The 23,519-nt window shown below is 71.5% G+C and carries 18 protein-coding genes; 10 read left to right on the forward strand and 8 right to left on the reverse strand.

Annotated features, from left to right (window positions below; translation table 11 throughout):
- Positions 1–322: 322 nt before the first annotated feature.
- The 7 genes from D7I43_RS20795 to D7I43_RS20825 form a co-directional block, all read right to left on the reverse strand.
- A complete protein-coding gene (locus D7I43_RS20795; RefSeq protein WP_420870225.1) occupies positions 323–1,087 on the reverse strand; it encodes a DUF2637 domain-containing protein in 765 nt (254 codons plus the stop codon).
- Between the two features lie 922 nt (positions 1,088–2,009).
- Complete coding sequence (locus D7I43_RS20800) at positions 2,010–2,591, reverse strand: hypothetical protein (RefSeq protein ID WP_204985248.1); 582 nt, start codon at positions 2,589–2,591, stop codon at positions 2,010–2,012.
- 355 nt (positions 2,592–2,946) lie between these two features.
- Positions 2,947–5,526: an ABC transporter permease family protein gene (locus tag D7I43_RS20805; RefSeq protein ID WP_147427270.1), complete on the reverse strand. Its 2,580-nt coding sequence runs from the start codon at positions 5,524–5,526 to the stop codon at positions 2,947–2,949.
- Positions 5,523–6,200: an ABC transporter ATP-binding protein gene (locus tag D7I43_RS20810; protein ID WP_240033080.1), complete on the reverse strand. Its 678-nt coding sequence runs from the start codon at positions 6,198–6,200 to the stop codon at positions 5,523–5,525. Before D7I43_RS20810 ends, D7I43_RS20805 begins: the two co-directional genes overlap by 4 nt.
- A 15-nt stretch (positions 6,201–6,215) precedes the next feature.
- The gene (locus tag D7I43_RS20815; protein WP_147427271.1) at positions 6,216–6,584 is read right to left on the reverse strand and encodes a peptidase inhibitor family I36 protein; all 369 of its coding nucleotides are present in this window, start codon (positions 6,582–6,584) and stop codon (positions 6,216–6,218) included.
- A 384-nt stretch (positions 6,585–6,968) separates the two neighbouring features.
- On the reverse strand, positions 6,969–7,127 hold the full coding sequence (locus D7I43_RS20820; RefSeq protein ID WP_240033074.1) for a hypothetical protein: 159 nt from the start codon (positions 7,125–7,127) through the stop codon (positions 6,969–6,971).
- Positions 7,128–7,255: 128 nt separating this feature from the next.
- Positions 7,256–8,818, reverse strand: a complete 1,563-nt coding sequence (locus D7I43_RS20825; protein WP_120330214.1) for a recombinase family protein — start codon at positions 8,816–8,818, stop codon at positions 7,256–7,258.
- A gap of 245 nt (positions 8,819–9,063) precedes the next feature.
- Between D7I43_RS20825 and D7I43_RS32495 the strand changes: the two genes are divergently transcribed.
- From D7I43_RS32495 to D7I43_RS20880, 10 genes are all read left to right on the forward strand, one after another.
- A complete protein-coding gene (locus D7I43_RS32495) occupies positions 9,064–9,603 on the forward strand; it encodes a hypothetical protein (protein WP_147427272.1) in 540 nt (179 codons plus the stop codon).
- Positions 9,491–11,119, forward strand: a complete 1,629-nt coding sequence (locus D7I43_RS20835) for a hypothetical protein (RefSeq protein WP_120330216.1) — start codon at positions 9,491–9,493, stop codon at positions 11,117–11,119. Before D7I43_RS32495 ends, D7I43_RS20835 begins: the two co-directional genes overlap by 113 nt.
- 183 nt (positions 11,120–11,302) lie before the next feature.
- Positions 11,303–12,580, forward strand: coding sequence for an MFS transporter (locus D7I43_RS20840; protein ID WP_204985249.1), 1,278 nt, complete (start codon positions 11,303–11,305; stop codon positions 12,578–12,580).
- 261 nt (positions 12,581–12,841) lie between these two features.
- The gene (locus D7I43_RS20845) at positions 12,842–14,020 is read left to right on the forward strand and encodes a condensation domain-containing protein (protein ID WP_120330218.1); all 1,179 of its coding nucleotides are present in this window, start codon (positions 12,842–12,844) and stop codon (positions 14,018–14,020) included.
- The gene (locus tag D7I43_RS20850; protein WP_240033075.1) at positions 14,017–15,330 is read left to right on the forward strand and encodes an MFS transporter; all 1,314 of its coding nucleotides are present in this window, start codon (positions 14,017–14,019) and stop codon (positions 15,328–15,330) included. Before D7I43_RS20845 ends, D7I43_RS20850 begins: the two co-directional genes overlap by 4 nt.
- Positions 15,323–16,414 carry a condensation domain-containing protein gene (locus tag D7I43_RS20855; protein ID WP_120330219.1) on the forward strand — a complete coding sequence of 364 codons (1,092 nt, stop codon included), beginning with the start codon at positions 15,323–15,325 and terminating at the stop codon, positions 16,412–16,414. The genes D7I43_RS20850 and D7I43_RS20855 overlap by 8 nt, the downstream gene beginning before the upstream one ends.
- A complete protein-coding gene (locus tag D7I43_RS20860) occupies positions 16,392–16,622 on the forward strand; it encodes a phosphopantetheine-binding protein (protein ID WP_120330220.1) in 231 nt (76 codons plus the stop codon). The genes D7I43_RS20855 and D7I43_RS20860 overlap by 23 nt, the downstream gene beginning before the upstream one ends.
- Positions 16,619–17,827 (forward strand): cytochrome P450, encoded by a 1,209-nt coding sequence (locus tag D7I43_RS20865; protein WP_120330221.1) that lies wholly within the window; start codon positions 16,619–16,621, stop codon positions 17,825–17,827. Before D7I43_RS20860 ends, D7I43_RS20865 begins: the two co-directional genes overlap by 4 nt.
- Positions 17,824–19,137: an amino acid adenylation domain-containing protein gene (locus D7I43_RS32500; RefSeq protein WP_158610124.1), complete on the forward strand. Its 1,314-nt coding sequence runs from the start codon at positions 17,824–17,826 to the stop codon at positions 19,135–19,137. The genes D7I43_RS20865 and D7I43_RS32500 overlap by 4 nt, the downstream gene beginning before the upstream one ends.
- On the forward strand, positions 19,134–20,609 hold the full coding sequence (locus D7I43_RS20880) for an aminotransferase class V-fold PLP-dependent enzyme (RefSeq protein ID WP_120330222.1): 1,476 nt from the start codon (positions 19,134–19,136) through the stop codon (positions 20,607–20,609). Before D7I43_RS32500 ends, D7I43_RS20880 begins: the two co-directional genes overlap by 4 nt.
- A 13-nt stretch (positions 20,610–20,622) precedes the next feature.
- Here the strand turns inward: D7I43_RS20880 and D7I43_RS20885 are convergent, their stop codons facing one another.
- Entirely contained in the window at positions 20,623–23,214 is a 2,592-nt protein-coding gene (locus D7I43_RS20885; RefSeq protein WP_120330223.1) for an ATP-binding protein, read from the reverse strand.
- Positions 23,215–23,519: the final 305 nt, after the last annotated feature.

The following is a 23,519-nucleotide window of genomic DNA, read 5'->3' on the forward strand; positions in this document are numbered from 1 at the left end:
CAAGGCGGACGGTAGAACGGAGAGCGACGCTGACTCCTACACCGCCGGGCACACCGAGTTCGGGGTGAGAAGCAGGCGGGAGTGTGTGTGAGTCTCGCCGGTGACGGGACAGTCGACGAAGGTGAGCGTTGTACTGCGGCATCATTGTTGCTGCTCCAAGGTCAGGTAGAGGTGAGTGGGTGTGCGGTGCGGCGCCGGCCGCTGGGCGGGCGGGCACGCGCTGACAGGTCTGGTCAGGTTGTGTCAGCTGCCGGGTCTCCTGACAGGCACGGGTCTGACAGCGGTGGGCCGGTCTGACAGGCGGCGTGCGGTCGAAGTTCTGTCACGCGGCCTCCCGGTGTGACAGATCCGGTGCGGGTGCAGTGGTCTCGGCGCGTAGGACGCGTACGAGAGCTGAGGCGGTGGCGTTGGACAGCTGGTGCCCGTCGGCGCGGAGCTGTCGGGCGAGGGCCTTGCGGGACAGCGGTGTCCCTTCGGCGGTGAGGGTGCGGGCGGCGGTCCGGGCTGCCGGGACCAACGCGGCGACCTCCGGACCGCCCTGGTCGGTCCACGCCTCGCGGTCCGGACGGTCCGGGCGGTCCGGGACCGCCGCAGGTTGGTCCGTGACGGCGGGGACCGCCGTCGGCGAGTCCGGGACCGCGGTGGCGGTCACGGGTACCGGTGCTCTGGTGTCCGGGACCGACGCGTCGACAGCGGGCGGCGGTCCGGGCTTCGTCCGTTCGTCGTGAGCGGTCTGGTTGGGCGGATGGGCTTCGGTGCGGCCGAGGGCGATCTTCACCATCGCCAGAAACCCGAGGGCCGGTAGGGCGGCGGCGATCCAGCCGATCACCGAGGCTTCCGCCTCCACGACCTGCGCGGCCAGCGACAGCGACACCGCCACCACGAGCACCGCGGCGGGGAAGGCGACAGGCTTGCCCAGGCGCCGCTTGCGGCGCAACTCCAGCCCGGCGGCGATCGACATCAGCTCCAGCACGATCGCGTCGGCCCAGGCCAGCCAGCCCGGCTGCCCGTGCCCGGCGGCGACGTCATGCACGTGCGTGAACGACGCCGCGCCGGCCGCCCCACCGATCAATAACATGATCGCCACCTGGACGCGGTCCTCCCACCGCTCCCGCCCCGAGCCCGGGCGGGCAGGTGAGCGGGCGGTTCGCCGGTCAGGTGTCGCCAACGGCCCACCACCTGGGTTCAGGCGGCGCGTGCACGGCCGCGTTCAGCGTCGTCTTCCGGAGGCGGGCCGCGATGGCAGCCGCCTCCGTGTGGTTGGTGGTTGAGGTCACGTTCTGCTCCCAAGGAAGTGGTTGAAAAGTTTGACTTCAGGTGGTTCAGGTCCGTCCCAGGCCGCGCCTGCCCGGCTTCCGGTCGGTGTCCGGGCAGGCGCGACCCTGCCGGGCGACGCCCGGCTGGGCGGACCCCTCGTAGGTGCAGGGGGACGGCAAATGTCACTATGGTCGAGTCAACGAACACGCCAGACCCCGCGCAGGGGCAGGCAGCAGGGCAGCAGGCGTCGCCACAACCCGCACAGCGGGCTGTGGTCAACACGGGCGGACACAGGGCAGGCGGCCTAGCCGAGCCACAGAGGATCAAGACTCACCACCGGCAGCGCCCACAGCAGCGCTCAGGTGGTTGCGGCGGCTCAACTCGCCGACGAACGGTCCTTCATGTGGGGGCCTCCCATCTCTGCACGTCCCTTCGCGGTGTCGGCACGAACAACGGCAGGCACCCTGTGGGGTGCCTGCCCGCTGCATGTGTGGCCGACCGCGCCGGTCGGCGCTGCGGGAACGTGTCTCCATTACGCCTCGGCGATCCGGTGGAGTCAAACCCCGATTGGCAACGGATCGGCCACCGAGTCTTGCCAACGGTCCGGCTAAGTGCTATTGAGTCCGCCGGGGTCCGTCGGTGTGCCGACGCGTCCACTCTGCGCGGGCAAAAGTTTGCCTCCAAGACGTCCACATAGTGAGACGGGCGGGCCAACCCTCAGCGTCTGGCCACGTTGTGGCGGCTTCGGGTTGCTAGGAGCGGGTGACGGTGAGCAGGACCGGCGTGGTGATGCCGTCCTGGGCGCTCAGGTCGGCGAGGAAGCCGCCCAGCCAGCCGAGCGCGTCCAGTGACCATTCGGCGAGTGTCCCGGAGAAGGTCACGCGGTGCCGGGGTGGGCCGTTCCAGAAGCCGCTGTCGAACGGGGGACGCATCGCCTTGGGGTCATGGTCGGTGTCGGAGTGCGACTCGCACGCGAACACGCGCTGGTCCAGCCGGTTCATCTCCTCGCGCAGGTGCGTGGCCGCCGCGGGCAGGGACGGGTTCTGGCCGCTGTCCAGCGTCACCCGTATCGGTGTCCGTGAGTGCCGATCGCCGCCCTCGAACCATCTGGCGGTCGGAAGCGACGGCACGTCGAGAGCTTGGACGGCCAGCAGGACCTGCACCGCCGGCAGATCGAGGTCGCCGATGCGCGCGGCGACGTCCCCGGCGCAGCGCAGGAACGGCTGCACGGGCAGGGGTCGGTCGTCGGCCACTGTGTCGACGGCGACCTGGAACCAGGCGACCAGTGGCGCCGCCGGGTCGGCAAGGGGATGTTCCGGTCCGGCGTCGTTCATGCCCTACAGACCCGGCGCCGCCCGCCGCCTGTCCGCGGCGGTCGTGGGAAGCAGTGGTGGAGGTGTCGGCGAGCCATCCCATGGCCAGCGACCTCTGGTGGAACGGGATGTACGCGTCCTGGTCCTCGTCCGGACCGCGCCACGGATGCGGCGACAGCTCACCGTAGAGAGCGGCGAACATGGTGCCCGCGAAGACACGGGCACCACGTTCCAGGCCGGGCTGGGCTTCCCTGCGGTCGTCCGCCACTCGGTTTCCGGTCACCTACTACGCCAATCAGTTGACCTGGCAGTTGATGTCGGCCGGCCTCATCTCCACGTTGCCGTCGTCGACCTCGCCGTTGCGGTGTCTGTGGCGTCAGATACCTGTGCCGAGTTGCTCGCGGGCTCGGAGGCTGAGGGCGGAGCGGAGCGCGGCCAGGGCAGTGGCTAGGTAGATCGCTGTAAGCAGGGTGAGCAGTTGCGCCCAGGGGATGCTGAGGACGAAGCCGGAGATTCGCAGGGCAATGACCACCGTGGGCGGCAGGGCAATGATCAGACTGAGCAGGGTGCTCGTAGCAATGAGAATGCCGTACTGGTAGAGCAGGACGTGACGTGCCCAGGTGGGGGGAATGCCGATGGATACCAGGCGGGTCAGGTAGCCGCGTAGCGTGCGGGTCTGGGCACGGGTAGCGGAGAACACGGCGGTGAGCACGAGGATCACCAGCCCAGCGGCGGTGGCTAGCAGTGCAGCGGCTGGAACGGGTGGCTTGGGTGGTACGTAGATCCGGACTGCTTGCGCATCGATGCCTGCACGGCCGACGGCCTCTTGCATGGCCCTGGCTGCGCTATCGGAGACCTCAGTAATGATGAGGGGCGTGTTCCGCGGCACGGGTAGGTTCAGGCTGTCCGCCGTAGAGCGGAGCATCACGCCGTCGGTGCCGGTGCGCCATTCGACGAGTGGCACGTCGACGGTGGCTACGGGTAGCTCAGGGGTCTGGCTGGTGACCTTGTCGCCCTCCTTCACGGCAAGGCGCGTGGTAGGCGTTGGTGCGTCGGGTGCGTCGGCCCATACGAGCAGTCCGCCTTCAGCCAGCACAGCGCGTTGCGTGGGGTTGAGGGAGTGGCCGATCAACTGTTCGACCTGGCCGGCGGTCTCTACGGCAAGAAGGTTGCCGTTGTGGCCGTCGCGGGTGACTGACCGTGTCGGGATGCCGGACTCGTCGGTGGTGAACAGGTAGGCCAGTTCCGCACGGGGCAGCCCGTCGGCGAGGCCGGAGGCGTCCACGGCTCGTAGTAGCGCCGTTGGTGGGGGAAGTGTGCTGCTGGCGCGGTCGGCCAGGAGTACTTGGCCGGGTAGCGCGTCGGGGTAAGCCTGCTGATCCGTGGTGCGAATGAGGGTGTCGAGCAGCGTCAGGAAGCCCATGGATGCGCCCAGCAGCACCGTGAGGATGGCGACGATCGCTCCGGCGCGGAGTTTGTCGGCCGCGAGTTGCCGAAGTGCAAGGCGGCGGCGTGGCCCGCCTTCGGGCAGCACTCGCAGCACCAGCTCGAGCACGTCGGGAATGACGAGTAGCACCGCGAGTGTGAGCACGCCGGTGAGGATCATCGCTTTGGCCGGAGAATCGACTCGTACGGCGTATGCGACGGTGGCGCACCATGCGGCGACGGCGAGGAGGTGCCGCGCATCTCGGATGTGTCGCTGAGCTGTAGATGTCGTCTGGGATTCTGGATGGGAACGAGGAGCCACAGCAGAGCTGACTTGTTCCTTGTTGCGGGCCAGCGCTGCGCCGGCGCCCACGCTGGTGAGCATGACCAGTGCGAGCAGCTGCAACGGGGGCGCGGCAAGTCCCTCGATCGGGCCGGGCGGCCAGTCGCGCAGCTGCGCGATGACCGCTCTGGCCACCCCACCGATTGCTGTCCCGAGGATCGCTCCGGCCGCGGCCGCAGCTGCGCACCAGGCTGAAGCGGCGATGGCGAGCGCAGCGGCGGCGGTCGCTGGGCGTACGCCGATAGCCACGAGTCTGGTCGATGTCTGTCGGAACCGTCGATTGTTGAGTCCGAACACGAGCAGGACAGCCGCGACGGGTAGCAGCAGCGACGGAATGGTGTAGCCGGCAGGTGTGCGCTCGATCGAGGTGCGCTCGGGCCGCTCGAGGAGTTGCTCCCGGAACCGCAGTGTGCCACCGACCACGAGGGCGTCCGCCCCCTCGGTGACGGTGGGCGACCGCCGTGTGTAGTCGCCTATCGCGGTGGTGAAGGCTGTCACGGCGCTTTCGGCGTCGCCCCCTGACCACAGCAGCAACGGTTGAGCGCCCAGCACCGGAAATCCCTGGGCGAGGCTGGGATCCAGCGATGCCCAGGTGCCCGGGGCGACCAGCAGGTTCGTGCTACGGGCGAACTGGTCCTCAGCGGTGCCGACGACGGTGAACGTCACCTTGCCGCCCAGCAGGGGTAGGGTGCCGTCGGCAGTCTCTGGGGCGTCCTGGGGCTCGGTGAGGACTACCTCGCCTGGTCGGGTCGGCCACCGACCGGACAGCAGGTCGTACCGATCAGGGAAGGGCTGATCCTGCCAGGATGCCTCCAGCATAGGCACGCTACGTGCGGGAGTGGTGGCCAGTTGCGTGGAGGACGCGCTGAGCATGACCTCGAAGTCGGTGAGTCCGGCGCGTAGAGCCTGCGCCCGCACGTCCGACGCGAACTGGTTTTCTCCGGGTGGCAGCACGATGCTGCCGTAGCCGACGGAGGCGCCGAACCGGCCCAGGTCCCGGTCAGCGATCTGAGCGCCCGACAGGGACAGCGTCCGCAGGGTGACGAACATCGCCATGATGGCCAGGCCGGCGACAAAGACGATCGACGCTGACCGGGCCAGCTCGCGGGAGCGGATGAGACGCCGGGCGAGCCGCAGGACGAAACGCAGGTGCGCCACGTGAGACGCCGGAGAGCTTGCTTCGGTCATGAACGGGCTTCCAAGCGTCCATCGATGATCTCGTAGCGGGTGTCGGCGTAGTCGCGGCACCGACGATCGTGTGAGCAGACCACGGCCGTGACTCCCTGGTCGCACAAGGAGCGGATGAGCGCGAACAGTTCTTGGGTGGCGGCGGAGTCCAACGCCCCGGTCGGCTCGTCAGCCAGGAGAACTGCTCTCTGCCCCGTCAGCGCCCGAGCGATCCCTACCCGTTGGCGCTGTCCACCGGACAACTGTCGGGGTAGCCGGTTGTCGAGGCCTTCCAGCCCTACTCGGCGCAGTTGGTCCGTGGCTTCGGATCGCGCAGCCTCGGCGGGTACGCCCCGCGCCTCCGAGGGCAGTGCGACATTCTCCACGGCCGTGAATTCCTCAATCAGGTTGTGCTCCTGAAACACGACGCCCACCGTCTCGAGCCGCAGCTGCGCGCGTTGGCTCTCGTTCGCGGTGGTGACGTCGATGCCGCTGACCTGGATCTCGCCGGAATCGGCGAGATCCAGGCCGGCCATCAGGTTCAGCAGCGTCGACTTACCTGAGCCGCTGGCACCATAGATGCACACGAACTCACCCGGGCGAGCTTCGAAGTCCACGTCTCGTGCGGCCCACACGGTCTCCACCTCAGAGTGGTAGGCCTTGCGCACCTTCTGCGTACGGATGAGTGGTGACATCACGGAGTCAACTATTCAGCAGCTGTACGCCGTACGCCAGGACGACACCTCGTCGCTGTTGGCCGGAGCCACGTTGCTGTCGTTCTGGTTACGCCCCAACGTCTGGTCGTCCCCGGACCCGTTGGCGTCCTTCCACATGCAACCGGAGTGGGTCGTGGACTTGTTCGCCCAGGAGTCCATCTCGTCGTTGGCGTCGCCGCTCAGGTTCAGGATGGTGGATGAGCCCTGGCCGCGCTCGGTCAGCATCCACTTGAAGTCGTTGTTGCCCCACAGGCACATGTAGGCCGCGTCGCAGTCACTCAGGGCCGCGCTCGCGGTCCCCGGAACGAGCACCAGACCCGTCCCTACGATCATGGCCGACGCGATGAGGTTCTTGATCCTCATCGTCACCTCCCCGTCTCGATTGCGAGTGCCGTGATCTACGGCACGCCGTCCATCGAAGCACGTCTCATAGTAGTGAATCAATGACAGAATGAGAAAGTTGCAGTCGGCAAGTGCGTCGCAACGCGCTGACCTGGGGTTACGCACCAGTCTTGATCTGGCGGCCGACCGTAGGAAGTTCGGTCATCATCGGCGCGCTTCAAGATCGTAGTTCGGCCGGCCTACGCCCCCGGCCACATGTTGGCCTGCTTAGGCCTCACCGTGCGGATCGGGCCGGGCGGGTGTCGGACACGCCGGGCTTTACGGCCATCGGCTCCGCCGAGGTTGTCAAGCAGTGGTGCGATTGGCGACACCGGCGGCGCAGCCCGACCGGTTGTTCCCGACCTTCTAGGTCCAGTTCCTCGCGGGCTGTATCTGCAGGTTGCGGCAGTCGCCGCGCTGGTCGGGTTGGTGTGCGGCGGTGACGTCGAAGGCGAGCCGCCACAACAGCGGATTGGTGACATCGTCGGGCAGCACGGCCAAGGTGCTGAGTCGTTCGCGGGGCACAGCCGGACACCTTCCGTCGACGAGATCACGCCGCCCGCCCGATGGGCAGGCGGCGGACACCATCGACACTCAACTCATCCCGCAGGTCAAGTCGCCCTTCACGGCTCCTAGCTCAGCATTCGCCGAGTTCAGGCCGCTTGCTGGTCTTGCGGGCCGAACTTCCACCGCCAGTCGAGGCGGTGGCGGCCGAAGGTGCGGCGTTCGCCCTTGAACCCTGCGCGCAGGAGTTTGATGTCGGCGACGAGGCGGATGATCTCCCGCTTGACGGGGATGTCGTCGCCGAGGTCCTGCCACGCCTGCACGGCCTGGTCGCCGATGCGTCCGCGCAGCACAGCGGGGATCCCGGCGTCGGCGGCGCATTGCTCGTGCTCGGCGATCTGCGCCAGCAGGCCTTTCTCGGCGCGGGCGTAGGCGATCGCGGTGACCTCGCCTTCCTCCCCGAGCTTGCGCCAGTCCTCCAACTCCCCGCGCAGTCGTTGTGCTTCGGCGCGGGCGTGGGCGACTTCCTCGTCGGTGGCGCTGGCGGCGGTGAGGATGTCGTGCACGTCGGGTCGGGACAGCCACGCCACCACGGTGCGCTGCACGTACTCATCGAGGAATTCGGCCTTCACCGCGGTGCACCGCTTGTGCAGGCAGGAGTACACCTGCCCCGTCCAGCCGTGCCGGTTGAGCCGCTGCGACGACAACGGACCCCCGCACACGCCGCAGCGCACGATGTACGACAGCAGATGCACCGCCCGCGCCGGGCGGGTCGTCGTGCGGGACGGGTCGCCCAGCATCCGCACCACCGACCAGTACGTCTCCTCGTTCACCAGGGGCGGCCAGATCCCGTCGCCGACGATCTCTCCACGCAGCACCCGCTTGCCGATGTAGGCCGGGTTCATCAGTTGCTTGCGCAGGATCCCGCGCCGCCAGATCCCGCCCTGCGAGGCAGGAATGCCGAGGCGGTTGAGTTCGGCCTCCCGGACGGTGAGGGGCATGCCTTCGGAGATCTTGCGGAAGTTGTCCCGCACCACCTGCGCGTGCGAGTACTCGGTGACGGTCCCATCGGCGGCGACCGCGGTGCGGGCCTCGGTGTCGGGCTCCTGGCGTAGCAGGGCTTTGGTGCGTTGGTCGTAGATCCGCCGATACCCGTAGGTGATCTTTCCGTGTGGGCGGCCGGCTTCGGCGGCGCCGACGATGCCGCGCAGCACGTTGTCGCGGATCGAGTCGGCCATCCACTCCGCCTGCACGGCCTGGAAGCCGAGCATCATCCGGTCGTTCTTGTCCCGCAGGTCATACAGAACGCCGCCGACGAGCCAGAAGTAGAGGCCGACCTCGTAGCACATGTCGCGGATCTTCACGAACACCGCGAGGTCCCGTTCCTTGCGGGAGATCTCCCAGACCACCAGCACGTCACCCTTGCCCGCGCGGATCTGCTCGATCAGCAACTCGAACTGCTCACGCTCCTTCGTAGCGCGGCGGCTGGCCGAGCGGTGGTTGTCGGTGAACGACCCCGCATCGGTCCAGGACCGCTTCGTGATCTCCGCCAGGTTCAACACGCCCTGGTCGTGGACGCTCTTACCCTGCTCCTTCTTGTCCTGACTCGCGCGCTGATACCGCAACGCCCGCACCTCTACGCCACCGGCCAGCAGCGCGTCCTTGCTGTCGAACCGGCCCCGGTTCCCCGCCCGGGCCTTACGCCGTACCATCAGAACCGTCCCCCTAGATCGACGTTCGTGTCGGCAACATCGACCCTAGCTTCTAACGATTCTTGACAGTCGAGAACGACCCGGCGAGCAGTCGAGCCCACGCGTACTGGCGCCGCAGCGCCGCACTTCCCTGGACCAACGGGAACACCTCGGTGAAGTGCACGCTCGTGCTCCGGGACGCCACCGGTGCGCGTCCCGGCAGTGTCATCGCGTTCGCGGTCGCCGTGTCCTGCACGATCTGGCTGATGAGCGCGCTGTTGGCAGGGCGCGTCTGGCCCTACGGCAACGCGAGCGTGGGCGCGTCCGACGCGGACGCGATCGTGGCCGTGCTGCTGCTCGTGCCCGGATTCCTCTACACCAGGCTCGACCTGCCGCTGCGGCACACCATCCTCGGCCACCTGCGGAGGCTGACCCGATGGCTTGCGCACCTGTCCATCGGCGCGGCGGTCGGCGCCTCCGCTGCCGTGGCCGCCGGCGTCCAGGAAGCGGCCTTGAACTGGGTGCTCGGCATGGCCACGGCCCTCCCGCTGGTCGCTGCCGCCTGGCTGCGGTGGCGGCTCGTCAGGCAGCGGGAACTCGCACCCGTCCGGCTGTCCGCGCCGGGCTGGCTCCGTCCAACCAGCGGCGCCACCGCGTCGATGGACGCCGTGTTCCAGTCCTCGGGATCACACCATGGCTGGCGACCACGCCTCTCTGGCCGCGCTCGCCGATCTCGCCCGTGCCGGTTTCCTCATCGCCCGGCAGTCCCTCATGCAGGTGAACTTCGAGGTGCACCACATCCGTGACCGGACCGGCTACCTGCGGGAGCTGTTCGAACAGAAGATTCCGCGTGCGCGGACGGTTGGCTCGACGGCCGACGCGAGGCCGAGCGACGGCGACGACCCGCTGGCACCGGAAGAGGCGCCACGGGAGACCCTCTCGACGGCCGCGAACGGGGTGGGTCTGGTCATCGGCACGTACGCCGGGGCGCTGCCGCGGGTCATGCAGAGCCGGCACCAGGGCAGCGACCTCCCGGTGGCGTTGCGCGTCGACCATGTGGCCCATGACCTGCAGGTGTTCCAAAGCACCGCGTGGCCGAACCCCACCTTCATCTACGAGTCGGCGCAGCGGTTCGAGGGTCTGATCCTCATCGAGGACGACACCCCGGCCTGGTCGAGCTTCCAGCCCCGCGCGATCGCCGAGCTGGTCGCGGAGATCTCGCGGACGGCGACGGAGCACGAGGCGCCGCTGCTGTCGGTGCAGAGCCCCGCCCAGATGCCGGCCGGGGCCGAGCCCCGCGACTGGCCGGTGCCCTCCGCCGTCGCGCTGCGCTTCTCCATGGCGTTGCGCGGTGCGGGCAGCAAACGGCGCCTCGCGTTGGCCAAGACGATCGCCGACTTCGCTGACCAGCGGGGCTACGGCTTCTGGCTCGCCGACAGTCGTGTCGGCTACCGGCAGGGCAACTGGTACCTGGTGAGCCCGTACCAGGGCCGGAAGGTCGAGAAACAGGCCCGTCGCCGGTCGTCCGGCAAGCCGACGTTCTGCCTGCCGGTCACGTTCGTGGGCCCCGCCCGCGTGGGATCGACCAGCGCGATCATGTCCTACCTCCGGGAGTTCCCCGAGTTGGGCGTCCTGGCCTGCTCGATCATCTCCCTCGACGACCTCGCCTTCATCCACCTGCAACTCGCGGTCAACGAAATGCCGCGCGGCGGCGTCGAGGGGTTCGCGGAGGAGTTGCGGCGGCAGATCCGATCCGCTCACGGGGACGACGTCGAGGGCCGGACGAACGCACCCCAGGACATCCTCCCCAGGATTCTGCCCCTGCTGACCGGCAACCGCGTCAACAACCCCGACCGGGAGACGGCCGCCGGCCTCACCGAACGGGCCGGCGACTACCAGACCCTCACCGGGCCGCCCCTGCCCGTCTGGTTGGGCTCGGACACCGATCGCATCCCGCTCTGGTTCTCCTGGCGGGCCGTCGGGCCGGACGGGTTGGTCGTGCCGCTGACCGCCTTCATGAAGGCGGTCAGCGGCACGACCAACCCGTCCGGCGCCGACCGGATCGAAGCCGCACCTAACCTCGACTACCTGGTGTGCCGGGATGTTGGCGAATCGACCCTCCGCGGGCGGGGCAAGATAACCCTGCCGCGGAACATCCTCGGCAGGCACTCGGACACGAAGGCCGAGGTGCTGGGCGCCCGCATCTCCACCAGTCTGGAGGACGCGTGGCGCGCCGAACTCAGCCGGGACACCACACCGGGTGGGGTGGAGGTGTCGGTCGCGTGGGTCGAGTACCGGCTGAACAACTCCAGCACCCTGTGACGCAGCGACTCTGCCGCATATGACCTGGTCGGCGGCTGCCAGACGACGTACCGGCCGGAGGCGTGCGTCCGAACGGATTCGAACGACCCCGAACGCCCGGTCCCGTCCCGGACCGCGCCGGCGCCGATACGGTCTGTGCCGACCATCGCGCTGGCGGCGGTGGACGGCAGGACGGGGGCCGGCGTGACCGAGCGTGCCGCGACGTACGCAGAGGTGTTCGCGGTGCGCGAGTACCGCTACCTGTTCGGGGCGTACCTGCTGTCGCTGGCGGGTGACCAGATCACGGCCGTCACCGTGGCGTACGTCGTGTACACCGGCACCGGCTCGGCGGCGCTGTCGGCGGCCGCGTACGCCAGCTCCTACCTCGCCTGGCTGACGGCTGGCCCGTTGCTGTCCGGCCTGGCCGACTGGTTCCCGCGACGACGGGTCCTGGTCGTGTGCGACCTCGCCCGCGCGGCGCTCATCCCCCTGGCGGCGCTGCCGGACGTCGCCGCGCCCGCCCTCGTGGTCCTGCTGTTCCTCGTCAACCTGCTGCGGCCTCCGTTCGTCGCCGCGCGGGCGGCGCTGATGCCCGAGGTGCTCGACGGTGACCGCTACCCGGTCGCGAACGGCGTGGACAACATCTGTGCCCAGGTGGTGCAGGTGGTGGGCTTCGCCGTCGGGGGGAGCCTGGTGGCGTTGCTGTCGTTGCGCGGCGCGCTGCTGGTGGACGCCGGCACGTTCCTGGTCTCCGCACTACTGATCATGGTCGGGGTCCGCCGCCGCCCCGCCCCCCGCCCGGCCGCGGGCCCGGCACGTCCGGACCGCGCCGCGGGCCTCCGGATCATCCGCACCGACCCCCGGCTACGCGCCTACGTCCTCGTCCTGTGGACGGCCAGCTCGTTCACCTACGCGGCGGAGGGCCTCATGGCGCCGCTGGCCCGCCAGTACGGCGGCGGGGCCGGCACCGTCGGGCTGCTGCTGGCCGCCGCGCCGACGGGGATGGCCCTCGGTGGGGTGGCCCTGACCCGGTTCTGTCCGCCGGCGGTCCGGCCGCGGCTGATCCTGCCGCTGGCCGTCCTGTCCGCCGGGGTGCTGGCGGCGGTCTGGCTCGTTCCACCGCTGTGGCTGGTGCTGACGCTGTTGCTGCTGGCCGGTGCCGCGAGCGCCTTCGCCGTCCCGTTGAACGCGTTGTTCGGCCGGGCCGTGCCCGCGCAGTTGCGGGGACGCGCGTTCGGCGTGGCCATCACCGGCCTGAGCGGGTTCCAGGGCCTGGCGATGGTCACCGCGGGCCTGGCCGCCGACCGGTGGACGCCCACCACGGTCATCGGATTCAGCGGACTGTCGGGCGCCCTCGTGGTCCTCGCTCTCGCGCCCCTCTGGCCGCGACGCGCCGCCGTGGTGACCGACGGTGTCGAACGACTTCGAACGCCTTCGATCGCCGATGGCCCTACCGCCAAGGTCGGCGGCGGCCGACGCTGAGGTCACCGGGCGGGCCACGGGGCCGCCCCGTCGGGAGGGGAGGAATGCCATGCGCAGCGTCGGCAAGCGCGGCGTCAGCTGGACCTGACCCCGCCATCACCTCGGCGATGTGCCTCCGGATCCGTGCGAACCGGAGGGAGTCGACGGCGCTGACGAGAGGAGGTGCGGCGATGCGTAAGGACGACTGCGCCGGCTGAGAGCACTGAACCACGGTGGGTGGCCACCGCGAGGTGACCACCCACCCCCGAGGCTGGAGGATCCATGCCGATCGAGGGCACCTACCCGCTCACCATGGGCCAGCTCTCCATGTGGAAGGCCCTCGCGGTGCGCCCGCCCGAGCAGCTGTGGGAGTCCAACCAGGACGTCGTGTGGCCGGTCGCGGCCCCCGTCACCGAGGAGCGGATCCGGCATGCCCTCACCGCGCTGGCGGTGCGGCACGAGTCGCTGCGCACCGTCTACCGCCCGGCCCACGAGTCCGGCGAGGTACGCCAGGCGGTGCTGCGCGACCCGCCCGTGCGGTTCGGTGCGGCGTCCGTGCGGGAGCCGTTCGACCTGACCGCCGAGCCGGCGTGGCGCGCCTGGGTCCGTACGCCGGACGACGGGCCACCGCGGGTCCATCTGGTGATCCACCACATCGTGGCCGACGGCGCCGCGCTACGGGTCCTGGAGTCCGACTTCCACGCGCTGCTGCGCGACGAACCCCTCCCCGACGCCCCGGCGCCGCGGGAGGTGGCCGAACGGCAGCGCGGCGACGCGTTCCGGGAGAGGTTGACCGCGGCCGTCGAGTACCGCCGCCACACCGTCGCGGCCGCCCCACGGGCACCGGTGTCCCGCGGTCCTCTGGTGCGGGCTCTCGTCGACACGGGTGTCCCGTACGGCGCGGCCCGCCGCGCGGCCCAGCACCTGCGGGTGACCCTGCCCAATCTGCTGCTCGCGGTCTACGCGCAGGCGCTGGCCGCGACCACGGGGGTGGCGGATCAGCTGCTGTGGCAGTTGGCCGCGAACCGGCTCGACCCGGCCGTACGACGCCTGGTGTCGTCGATGACCCAGTGGGTGCCCATGCTGGTCCCCGTCGATCCCGACGGGCCGCTGGGCCCGGTGGCCCGCGAGGTCAACGTGGCGGCGGTACGCGCCATGCGGCACGGTGTGTACGACCCGTTCGCCGTGGGGCCGCACGACTTCGACCACGGGAGCTACGTCACGTTCATCCCGCCGCCGGCCGACGCCGATCCCGCGTCCACCGAGGTCCTGCCCGGCCGCATCGAGTGGCTTCCGCCGCGCTCCTACAGTGGGGCCAGCTTCTATCTGATCGCCAGGGCCCACCCGACCGTGCAGCTCACCCTGCGGGTGATGCGCGACGGGTACGGGCGGGCCGAGGTGGAACGCTTCCTGACCACCATGGCCGACCTCCTGCTGCGCACCGTCAAGGACGCGCAGTGACCACCAGCCTCTGGCGCAACCGCGACTTCATGGTGCTGTGGTCCGGCCGGACGCTCAGCGAGGTCGGCGACGCCGTCTCGCTGCTGGCCATCCCGCTGCTCGCGGTCACCGTCCTGGACGCCACCGCCGTCGAGGTGGGCATCCTCAGCGCCACCCGGATGGTCGCCTACCTGTTCCTGTCCCTGCCCGCCGGTGTGTGGGTGGACCGGATGCGCAAACGCCGCGTCATGGTGGTCTGCCACCTCGTCCGCGCCGGGCTGGTGGCAACCGTCGCCGTCGGCGCCTGGGCCGGCTGGGTCACGATGGCGCACCTCTGGATCGTGGCGTTGCTGTCCAGCGTGTGCACCGTGCTGTACGAGACCGCGCACCAGAGCTTCCTGCCGGCGGTCGTGCCGGGCGGGCAACTGCTCGAGGCCAACGGCAAGCTGGCGACCACGTACGCGGTCTCCCGGATCGCCGGATACAGCGTGGGCGGCGCCTTGGCGTCGGCGCTGGGTGTGGCGCGCACGGTGGGCGTCGACGCCCTCGCCTACCTGGTCAACGCGGCGTCCCTGCTGTTCATCCGGCGTGCGGAGGACCCACCCGCGGCGGCGGGACCGCGGGACTTCCGCCGGGAGCTGGCCGCCGGGCTGTCGTTCGTGTTCCGCCATCCGATCATGCCCAGGCTGGTGGCGGCGTCGGCGTCGCTCAACCTGTTCAGCCAGATGATCTTCGCCCTGGCCGTCCTCTACCTCGTGCGGGACCTGCGGCTGGACGAGCACACCGTCGGCGTCGTGTTGGCACTCACCACGCTCGGCGGGATCGGCGGTGGCCTGCTGTCCGCGCGGCTGGCGCGACTGGTGGGCAGCGCGCGGATCATCTGGATCGCTCCGCTGGGACTCGGCTGGACGGTGCTGCTCGTGCCGGCCGCGCGGCCCGGCTGGGGCCCGGTCGCCTACACGGTGGGCATGGCCGGGCTGGGAGCCCTGTTCGCCATCTACAACGCGGCGGCGATCAGCTACCGGCAGGGAGTGTGCCCGCCGGAGCTGCTGGGACGCATGACCGCCTCGATCCGGTGGGTGATCTTCGGGGTGATGCCGGTGGGCGCCCTCGCCGGCGGTCTGCTGGGCAGCTGGCTCGGTGTGCGGCCGACGTTGTGGATCGCCGCCGTCGGGGTGTGGGCGTCCGGCCTGTGGCTCTACTTCTCACCGCTGCGGCGGCGCCGCGACGTGCCGGACGCCGCGCCGGACGCGACGCCGTCACCGGCGGCGCGCGAGCGGGTGCCCGTCGACATGGCCGGAGAGGCCACGGGAGGAGGACGACGTGGATGACCAGCCGTTCGGGCAGCGCATCCTGTCCTGGGTGGGCGGGCCGGCGGACGCCGACCGGTTCGTCGCCCTGGGCGGGGTCCGGCTGCCGGCGGAGCCCGACCCCGCCGCGCTGCGGCGGTCCCTCGACGCGATCGTCGCCCGGCACCCCGTACTGGGGGAGGGACCGGTCGCACTGAGGACGGTCGACGACGTGTGGGCGGCGGCGGCCGCGGGGCGGTACCCGCCCGACGCACCCTGCCTGCTGTGGGCGTACCTGGCCGGTGCCGAGCTGCTGCTCGTGGCTCACCACACCGTCTCGGATCCGTGGTCGATGCGGCTGCTGGTCCGCGAGGTGCTGAAGCCGGGCAGCGGACCGGCGCCCTCGTACCACGACGGCACGGCCGGGTACCCGGCCCGGCGGGTGGCCCGTTCCGCGCCGTTCTGGAACGCGATGCTCACCGACGTCCCGGCCCTCGTCGCGGGTACGGACGACCGCGCCGGCACGGCGGAGATCCGGCAACCGAGCGGCATCACGCAGGAGCACGCGGCGGCGGTCGCACGGGTCGCGCGCAGCACGCCGTTCGTCGTCCTGCTCACCGCGTTCGCGCGGGCGCTCGGCCCGCTGTGCCACGGCGAGACCGTCGTTCCGGTGCTCACCCACGGCCGCCGCAGGTCCGAGTGGGACACCGTGGGGCTGTACATGAACGTGCTGCCGGTGCGGCTCGGCACGCCGACCGTGGGCTCGGTCCACCGCGCGTTCGCCGAGGCGTACGCGAACGAGATCCCGTTCCCGCTGCTGCTGGACGCGGTGCCGCAGGCCGACGCGTTGTTCGCCGCAGGCGGACCGAGCCTGGCCCAGTTCGAGGTCATCCAGGTGCCGGACGGTGCCGGGATCGAACCGCTGACGATCCCTCCCGGGCTCGGGCTGGGCGGGCCGCTGTTGCCCGTCAACGGGCTGGCGTTCTGGCTCGAGCCGGGCGCGGGCGGCGCCTACACGGCCTGCCTGCGCTATCGCCGGTCGTACGGGGAACCCGAGATGCGCGCCCTGATGCGGCGCTTCGTCGAGCGATGGGAGGAGATCGATGCCGACCCGGCCCGAGCTTGAGTCGATGTTGACCCGGCTGTGGAGCGAGAAGCTGAACGTCACACCGATCGGCGTCGAGGACAACTTCTTCGCCCTCGGCGGCGACTCGCTGCTCGCCGCCGACCTGCTCATGGACCTCTACGATCGCCTCGGCGTCGAGGTCGACGCCGCGGTGCTGTTCCTCAAGCCCACCATCGCCGAGCTGGTCGACGAGGTGCTGGCCTCATGAGGATCGCGCCCTGTGGCCACACCCGCCCCCCGGGCAGGGCCCACCTCGCCGACCCCGTCCTCCACGAGGTGGGAGACCCGCACGCCGCGTTGCGGGCGCTGCGCCGGTGGGATCCGGTGGGCTGGCAGCCGGTCGAGGGGCGGTCGGGCTTCTGGGCCGTCACCCGCTACGCCGACGTCCGAGCCGTCCTCACCGACCACGAGACGTTCAGCTCCACCGGCGGGGTGATGCTCAACATGCTCGGCCGACCGGAACCGGCGCGAGACCAGCAGTTCGCGTCCAGCGACCCGCCGCGGCACGGGCTCATCCGCGGGCCGCTGCAACGACAGATGACCACGCGCGCGGTGGCACGCCACGCGCCGGCCATCCGGTCCTTCGTACGGGGGATGCTGCACCCCGCCGACGGGCCCCTGGACTTCGCCGACCTCACCTCCGGCCTGCCGCTGGCTTTCCTGGGGCCGCTCATGGGCATCCCCGCCGCGGACTGGCCCGACCTGGCCCGGTGGGTGGCCATGTCGGTGGCCGAGCACGACCCGGAGGCCATGCTGCCCGACGGCCCGACCGCGACCCTCGAGCGCGGGCACCGCGAGCTGTTCGCCTACCTGCTCCACCTGGTGCTCGACCACCGGCGGCGCCCGCGCGGGGACCTCGTGGACCTGCTGGCGTCCATGCCGCTGCGGCCCGGCGCCGTCGTGGCCAACTGCTACAGCCTGCTCCTCGGCGGCGGCGCCGCCATCCCGCACGTGCCCCGCGCGGCGCTGGCCGAGCTCATCCGCACCGGGCGCTACGAGGAGTGGGCCCGGCGACCCGACCGGATCGACCGGGCGGTCGAGGAGGCGCTGCGGTTCACCACGCCGGCCGGGCACTTCATGCGACTCACGAAGCGGGACACCACCGTCGGCGGCGTACGCATCCCGGCGGGTGACGCCGTCGTGGTGTGGCTCGGGTCGGCGAACCGCGACGAGACCGTGTTCCCCGACGCCGACACGATGGACCCCGACCGCCACCCGAACCGGCACCTGGCGTTCGGCGACGGGCGCCACTACTGCCTGGGAGCACCCGTCGCCCGGCTGACGCTGCGCATCTTCTTCGAGGAGCTGTTCGCCACCTTCGCGTCCTTCGAGCCGGCCGGCGAGGTGGAGCGCGTCCGGTCGACCTGGCTGGCGGGGATCCGGCGGATGCCGGTCGTGGGCAGGCGGCGGTGATCCCCGACGCGCTGGCCGCCCAGCTGCGCTCCCGCGGGGAGGCGCTGGCGGTGGTGGATCCCGAGCAGGCCCTGACGTACGCCGACCTGGACGGCCTGAGCGGTGCGGTCGCCGCGCACCTCGACCAGCTCGGGGTGGGCGCCGGCGAGGCGGTGGTCGTGCACACCCGGCTGTCGCGCTGGGCCGTCGTGGCCATGCTCGGCGTCCTGCGGGCGGGAGCACGGTACGTCCCCGTCGACGCGGCCTTCCCGGCCGCTCGCCGGGACCTGATGGTCGCCCGCAGCGGCGCCCGGGTCACGCTCACCGAAGGGCTGCTGGCATCGCTGGCTCCGGCCCATTCGCCGTGGCGGGACGGGCCCTTCGCGTACACGATGTTCACCAGCGGCTCGACCGGCGTGCCGAAGGCGGTGACCGTGTCGCGGGCGGCGCTGAGCTACTCGACCGGCGCCCGGCTCGAGTACTACGGTCGCCCACCCGAGCGTTTCCTGCTGTGCTCGTCGATCTCGTTCGACAGTTCCGTGGCGGGCGTCTACTGGACCCTGTGCACCGGGGGCACGCTGGTCATCCCCAGCGACCGGCCGTTCGACGTGCGGGCGCTGGTCCGGGCGGGAGCCGTGCACCGGCCCACCCACACGCTGATGGTGCCCTCGCTGTACCGGCTGCTGCTCCGTTCGCCCATCCGCAGCCTGACCACCGTGATCGTGGCCGGTGAGACCTGCCCACCCGCCCTGGTCGACCTGCACCATGAGCGGATGCCGCACGCCACGCTCCACAACGAGTACGGACCGACCGAGTGCACCGTCTGGAGCACCGTGCACCGATGCGTGCCGGGGGAGGACCCGGTACCCATCGGCCGGCCGATCCCCGGCACCACGATCTCGATCGAGGACGGCGAACTGTGCATCTCCTCGCCCGGCGTGGTGTCCGGCGGGCCGGTGTACCGCACCGGCGACCGGGTCAGCATGGGCGCCGACGGCCTGCTCCGGTACCACGGACGGGTCGACGAGCAGCTCAAGGTCGGCGGCATGCGCATCGAACCGGCCGAGATCGAGCACGCCCTGATGTCCCACCCGGCGGTGCTGCTGGCCGGCGTCGCCGTCCCCTGGCAGGGCGTGGCATTCGTCGTCAGCGCCGAACCGGTGGACCAGAAGAGCCTGCGGGCGCACCTGCTCGACCGGCTGCCCGCCGTGGCCGTACCCACCGTGTTCGTGCGGGTGCCCCGGCTGCCCACCCTGCCCAACGGCAAACTCGACCGGAGCGCCCTGGGCCGCGCCGCCCGCCCCGAACCGGATCGGCAGCTCTCCCCGTGACCGCCGACGACCAGCCGTCCACCGCACCGGCCGGCGTGCGTGTCGCGGCGACCGTCGCGGACACCGCCCGGATCGACGCGCTGCGCGCCACCGAGTACCGGCACCTCGACCGCGACGGCAGCGTCTACCTCGACTACACGGGAGCCGGGGTGGTGGCACGGGCACAGGTCGCGGCCCACCACGACCGGCTGCTCTCGGGCCTGTACAGCAATCCGCACTCCGAGAACCCCACCTCCGAGGCGGCCGGTTCCCTCGTCGAGTCGGCCCGGCGGGCGGTGCTCGGCTTCTTCCGCGCCGACCCGGCCGAGTACGCGGTCATCTTCACACCCAACGCGAGCGGCGCCTGCCGCCTGGTCGGCGAGGCGTACGACTTCGGCCGCGGTCGCCCGCTCGTGCTGACGTGGGACAACCACAACTCCGTCAACGGGATCCGGGAGTACGCCCGTACGGCCGGCGCGCCGGTGCGTTACGTGCCGCTGAGCGGCCCCGACCTGCGGGTGAGCGAACCCGACGTGATCGCCGCGCTGACCGCCGGCCGGCTGGTCGGCCCTCGACGGTGGCGCCGCACCGGCAGGTCGGGGCTCTTCGCGTACCCGGCGCAGAGCAACTTCACCGGTGTCCAGCATCCGCTGGCATGGGTGGACCTGGCCCAGCGGCACGGGTACGACGTGCTCCTCGACGCGGCCGCGTTCGCCCCGACGAACCGGCTGGACCTCAGCGTCGTGCGGCCGGACTTCGTCTGCCTGAGCTGGTACAAGCTCTTCGGCTACCCCACGGGGGTGGGGGCGCTGCTCGCCCGCCGCGACGCGCTGGCCCGGCTACGTCGACCGTGGTTCGCGGGTGGCACCATCCGGGCGGTCAGCGTCCAGGGCGACTGGCACCAGCCGATGGGGGACGAGTCGGGGTTCGAGGACGGCACCCTCAACTTCCTCAGCATCCCCGACGTGGAGTTCGGGTTGGGCTGGCTCGACTCGATCGGCGTCGACCTCGTCCACGCCCGGGTCGGTCTGCTCACCGCCTGGCTGCTGGAGCGGCTGACCGCGTTGCGGCACCGCAACGGCCGGCCGCTGGTGCAGGTGTACGGGCCGTCGACGGGCCACGCTCGCGGCGGCACCGTGGCGTTCAACTTCCGCCACCCGGACGGGTCACTCGTCGACGAGCGGCTCGTCGCGCGCGAATCGTCGGCGGCCGGCTTCGCCCTGCGTACCGGATGCTTCTGCAACCCGGGCGCGGCCGAGGCGGCCTTCGGGATCAACCGGGACCTGCTGCGCCGCGCGATCCTCACGCACGCCGAGACGATCGACCAGCACCTCGCCACGTTGCGGCTGCCCACCGGCGGCGCGGTACGCGTCTCCTTCGGCCTGGTCTCGACCATGGCCGACGCGGAACGTTTCCTGGCCTTCGCCGAGTCGACCTACCTGGACCGCGACGCCCCCACCGACGCCCGACTGGCACCTCGGATCCGCTGCTGAGAACGGGCCGCCCTCAGCCGGAGCCGGTGGTGGTGGCCCCGGCCAGGGCGGCGCGCAGCTGGGCGCACGCCTGCGGGTCCAGGCCGTCGAGCCGGTCCAGGGCGTCCCGCCAGTGCTGGTGCGCCAGGGCGGCGTGGCCGAGGCCGGCGTGGGCGTTGCCCAGCACCTGGAGCGCCAGGCCGATGCCCCGCTGGTGCTCGTAGCGTCGGCAGATCTCCAGCGACTCGCCCGCGCGCGCGATCGCCGCGCGGTGGTCGCCGGCGGCCTGGAGCGTCTCGGCGAAGTTGACCAGCGCCTGGGCCTCCCGCAAGGGGTCGGTGCCGCTGTCGGTCAGGGCGAGGCCCGCCTCGTGACAGGCGATGGCCCGGGAGTGGTCGCCGAGGCGCTGGTGCACCAGGGCCAGGTTGTCGAGGACCAGGGCCTCCTTGTGCCGTTGCCCGAGTTGCCGCCGGATCTCCAGCGCGGCCCGCAGGCGGTGCAGGGCGCCGGTCAGGTCGCCGCGGTCGCGTAGCGCGTTGCCGAGGTTGTTCAGGATCGCGGCCTCCCGGCCTCGGTCACCGAGCTCGCGCTGGACGGCCAGGGAACGTTCCAGCAGCGGGATCGCGTCGTCGATGCGGCCCTGCCGGAGCAGCGCGACCGCGACGATGTTGAGCCCGGACGCCTCGCCGGCGCGGTCGTCGCGCCGGTTCGCCGCCGTGACGGCGAGGTGACCGAACTGCTGTTGCTCGGCGATGTATCCGGCGTAGTCGAGGAACTTGGCCGCGACGAGAGCCAGGTCACCGACCTCGGTGAGGGTCCGCCCGGCCGCCGTCTGCTGGCGGGCGATCAGCAGCAGGTTGGTGTGCTCCCGGTCGAACCAGTCCCACGCGTCGGCGACGGTGTGCAGGGGTGGGTCGGGGCGTACCGGACCGGTTGGCTCGTCGATGCCGAACCGGTCCTGCGGGTAGAGCAGCCGGGCGGCGCGGATGGTGGTCGCGAGCAGCCACGCGGTCAGCCGGCCGAGGGCCTGCTCCCGGTGGGACGGGTCGTCCACCGCCTGCGCCCGTTCCCGGGCGTAGAGCCGGACGATGTCGTGGAACCGGTAGCGGTCGCCACCGGCGGACTCGACGAGGTGGGCGTCGGCCAACGCGTCCAGCGCCCGCTCCGCCGCGTCGACCGGCAGATCGGCCAGTGCCGCGCACCCGTGCGGCGTGAGGTGCGTCCAGCTCGGCAGCGCGGCGAGCCGGAACAGCCGGGCAGCCTCTCGGCGGTCGCTCTGCGGCGCGCCCTCGAACGCCTGGTAGCCCAGGTGCAGGCTCGCCCGCACCGACAGGTCACCGACCTCCAGCGTGTCCAGCCGGAGGCCCTCGTCGTCCAGACGCGTGGCGAGGCTGGCGAGCGAGGCGTCCGGCCGGGCCGCGGCGCGGGCGCCGACGATCCGTAGTGCCAGCGGCAGTCCGCCGCACCGGCGCACCACGGTGGCGGCCGCGGCGGGCTCCGCCCGCACCCGTTCGGGGCCCGTGAGCCCGGTGAGCAGGGCGAGCGCCGCGTCGTCGGGCAACGGATCGAGGCGGATCCGGGCCGTGGTGTCCAGGTCGGGGAGCATCCACCGGCTCGTGATGATCGTGGTGCACCCGGGACCGCTGGGAAGGAGCGGCCGGATCTGTGCGGCGGACGCGGCGTTGTCGAGTACCACGAGCACCCCGCGTTCGGCCGTCCACGTGCGCAGCAGGGCCGACGCCTCGTCGAGCGAGGCCGGAACGGTGGGCGCGCCCAGCGCCCGCAGGAACCGGCCCAGCACGTCCGCGGGCTCGGCCGGCGCGATGCCGGCGGTGGCCCCGCGCAGGTCCGTGTAGAGGCAGCCGCCGTCGTACCGCCCGACGATCCGGTGCGCGACGTGCAGGGCGAGCGCGGACTTGCCGACGCCGCCGGCCCCTTCGACCAGGCACACGGCCGCGTCGGCCGCTGTCGACGCGAGCAGCCGGTCGATCTCCGCCGAGCGGCCGAGCATCAGCGGCGGCGCCGGGGGCAGCTGGTACGGCACGGGTGCTCCTGGCCGGTTCTCCACCGGCCGTACCTCGGCGGCGGTCGGCCACGGTGACACGCGCGGTCCGGCCCGGTCCGGCCCTGCGCCGGACCCGTCGGCCCGTCCGATCCTCGGACCGGTCCCGCTCGCGGGGATCAGACGCAGGGCGGTGGCGCCGTCCGTGGGTCGCCCGACGCCGTCGCTCCGACCGGTGGAACCGATCGGAGCGGGGGTGCGGGCGGCGGGACCGGCCGGTGGGCGTCCGGGCCGGCGCGGTGGACGTCCGTCCGGGGCCGCCGGAGGCGCCGTCGCCCGCGCGGCGGCCAGCCGGCCCCACGCCGCCAGCCACGCCGACACGCGGTCGTCCGCCACCTGGCAGGCGCGCAGCAGGGCCGACACCAGCTCGCGACGGGGTAGCGTCGGCCGGCCCAGCATCGTCGCCAGGGTGCTCGCCGGCAGCACGTCCCCGTTGCGCTGCGCGCGTCGGGCGATCTCGCGGTAGGCGAGGCCGGACTGGTCGCGGACGCGACGCAGCAGCGTGACGTACTGCTCCGGGTTGGTGGCGGTGCTCGGGTCGACGCCGAAGTCGGCGGCCGTCATGCGTGCCCTCACGTCAGCTGTAGGCGCCCGACGCCGGAGTGTGCCGGGCGGTCGTCCGGGGTGCGTCAAACGGTACCCGCCCGACTCCAGGGATGGACACAGCTATTCCACAGTGGACGGACGTGGACGCGTTGGCCGGATGGCCCGTCACGACGGCCCACCACAGTGGACCGTTCGGGCTCGCCGGTCCGGTCTGGTGGTCCGGCATCGGGGATGTCCGAGACGAAACGGGAGGTTCTGTCGACGATCACGACGACTTTCGCCGCTGCCTATCTAACTATCGGCGAAGACGGCATGACTTTTCG

Origin of the sequence: Micromonospora globbae, from assembly GCF_003610785.1 — a bacterium.
GTDB classification, from domain to species: domain Bacteria; phylum Actinomycetota; class Actinomycetes; order Mycobacteriales; family Micromonosporaceae; genus Micromonospora; species Micromonospora globbae.

Coding starts and splice junctions, on each gene's coding strand:
- D7I43_RS32495 (WP_147427272.1), top strand. CDS start 9,064: ATGAGCGCGCTGTTGGCAGGGCGCGTCTGGCCCTACGGCAACGCGAGC.
- D7I43_RS20825 (WP_120330214.1), bottom strand. CDS start 8,818: ATGGTACGGCGTAAGGCCCGGGCGGGGAACCGGGGCCGGTTCGACAGC.
- D7I43_RS20810 (WP_240033080.1), bottom strand. CDS start 6,200: ATGTCACCACTCATCCGTACGCAGAAGGTGCGCAAGGCCTACCACTCT.
- D7I43_RS20800 (WP_204985248.1), bottom strand. CDS start 2,591: ATGAACGACGCCGGACCGGAACATCCCCTTGCCGACCCGGCGGCGCCA.
- D7I43_RS20835 (WP_120330216.1), top strand. CDS start 9,491: ATGGCTGGCGACCACGCCTCTCTGGCCGCGCTCGCCGATCTCGCCCGT.
- D7I43_RS20845 (WP_120330218.1), top strand. CDS start 12,842: ATGCCGATCGAGGGCACCTACCCGCTCACCATGGGCCAGCTCTCCATG.
- D7I43_RS20885 (WP_120330223.1), bottom strand. CDS start 23,214: ATGACGGCCGCCGACTTCGGCGTCGACCCGAGCACCGCCACCAACCCG.
- D7I43_RS20805 (WP_147427270.1), bottom strand. CDS start 5,526: ATGACCGAAGCAAGCTCTCCGGCGTCTCACGTGGCGCACCTGCGTTTC.
- D7I43_RS20860 (WP_120330220.1), top strand. CDS start 16,392: ATGCCGACCCGGCCCGAGCTTGAGTCGATGTTGACCCGGCTGTGGAGC.
- D7I43_RS20865 (WP_120330221.1), top strand. CDS start 16,619: ATGAGGATCGCGCCCTGTGGCCACACCCGCCCCCCGGGCAGGGCCCAC.
- D7I43_RS20815 (WP_147427271.1), bottom strand. CDS start 6,584: ATGAGGATCAAGAACCTCATCGCGTCGGCCATGATCGTAGGGACGGGT.